Source organism: Cryobacterium sp. M25, from assembly GCF_002929635.1.
GTDB lineage: Bacteria > Actinomycetota > Actinomycetes > Actinomycetales > Microbacteriaceae > Cryobacterium > Cryobacterium sandaracinum.
Window position 1 is genome coordinate 1 of record NZ_PJJU01000005.1, and the last position, 2,039, is coordinate 2,039.

Annotated in this window: 1 rRNA gene; it reads right to left on the reverse strand. The window is 54.7% G+C overall.

The features are described from left to right. Positions 1-272 precede the first annotated feature (272 nt). Positions 273-1,794: ribosomal RNA gene (locus tag CXY81_RS00025) — 16S ribosomal RNA — on the reverse strand. Positions 1,795-2,039: the final 245 nt, after the last annotated feature.

A 2,039-nucleotide genomic window follows, 5' to 3' on the forward strand; every position in this document is an offset into this window, starting at 1 on the left:
ACAGGAAAAGGTCCAGAGGAACAGTCCAACCCAAGCCGAAGCCCCAGTCGTTCCGGTCCCTCAGGACCCAACAGCGTGCATATGCGCGTCATCCACAACCAAACCGCTCCAACGAGGCGTTGCAAGCAACACCAGGCGTACTGGATTCAAAAGTGAACTCTGCGCATCAATGTCAATGTTCCACCCATGAGCGCCACCGGGAAACATGTGCTCCCGAAATGGCTTGGCAGTGTTACTCCGCTGTAGACAGACGGCACTGCTGTGCTCCTTAGAAAGGAGGTGATCCAGCCGCACCTTCCGGTACGGCTACCTTGTTACGACTTAGTCCTAATCACCGATCCCACCTTCGACAGCTCCTCCCCTTGCGGGTTAGGCCACTGGCTTCGGGTGTTACCGACTTTCATGACTTGACGGGCGGTGTGTACAAGGCCCGGGAACGTATTCACCGCAGCGTTGCTGATCTGCGATTACTAGCGACTCCGACTTCATGAGGTCGAGTTGCAGACCTCAATCCGAACTGAGACCGGCTTTTTGGGATTCGCTCCACCTTGCGGTATTGCAGCCCTTTGTACCGGCCATTGTAGCATGCGTGAAGCCCAAGACATAAGGGGCATGATGATTTGACGTCATCCCCACCTTCCTCCGAGTTGACCCCGGCAGTATCCCATGAGTTCCCACCATTACGTGCTGGCAACATAGGACGAGGGTTGCGCTCGTTGCGGGACTTAACCCAACATCTCACGACACGAGCTGACGACAACCATGCACCACCTGTATAGAGACCTTGCGGGGCGACTGTTTCCAACCGTTTCCTCTATATGTCAAGCCTTGGTAAGGTTCTTCGCGTTGCATCGAATTAATCCGCATGCTCCGCCGCTTGTGCGGGCCCCCGTCAATTCCTTTGAGTTTTAGCCTTGCGGCCGTACTCCCCAGGCGGGGAACTTAATGCGTTAGCTGCGACACGGAGACCGTGGAATGGTCCCCACATCTAGTTCCCAACGTTTACGGCATGGACTACCAGGGTATCTAATCCTGTTCGCTCCCCATGCTTTCGCTCCTCAGCGTCAGTTACGGCCCAGAGATCTGCCTTCGCCATTGGTGTTCCTCCTGATATCTGCGCATTCCACCGCTACACCAGGAATTCCAATCTCCCCTACCGCACTCTAGTCTGCCCGTACCCACTGCAGGCCCGAGGTTGAGCCTCGGGTTTTCACAGCAGACGCGACAAACCGCCTACGAGCTCTTTACGCCCAATAATTCCGGACAACGCTTGCACCCTACGTATTACCGCGGCTGCTGGCACGTAGTTAGCCGGTGCTTTTTCTGCAGGTACCGTCACTTTAACGCTTCTTCCCTACTAAAAGAGGTTTACAACCCGAAGGCCGTCGTCCCTCACGCGGCGTTGCTGCATCAGGCTTTCGCCCATTGTGCAATATTCCCCACTGCTGCCTCCCGTAGGAGTCTGGGCCGTGTCTCAGTCCCAGTGTGGCCGGTCACCCTCTCAGGCCGGCTACCCGTCGTCGCCTTGGTGAGCCATTACCTCACCAACTAGCTGATAGGCCGCGAGCTCATCCTTGACCAAAATTCTTTCCACCCCAGAAGATGCCTTCCAAGGTCGTATCCGGTATTAGACGTCGTTTCCAACGCTTATCCCAGAGTCAAGGGCAGATTGCTCACGTGTTACTCACCCGTTCGCCACTGATCAAAAGAGCAAGCTCCTCATCACCGTTCGACTTGCATGTGTTAAGCACGCCGCCAGCGTTCGTCCTGAGCCAGGATCAAACTCTCCGTAAATGTTTGACTGCACGACCACCGAAGTGACCGGCACATCTAGTGCAGAAAGCCACCGGAATAGGCGAACAATCTGCAAGTTTGAAACTGACAGAACAAATCATTACTGACTTGCTTTGTTGTTTAAATGTTTTCCAAAGGAATCTCTTCCGCGGTACCCCCTAGAAAGGAGCCCTACGGCCGAGGTTTTTGGCATTTGACATTGTGCACGCTGTTGAGTTCTCAAGGATCGGACGCACTCGACTTCA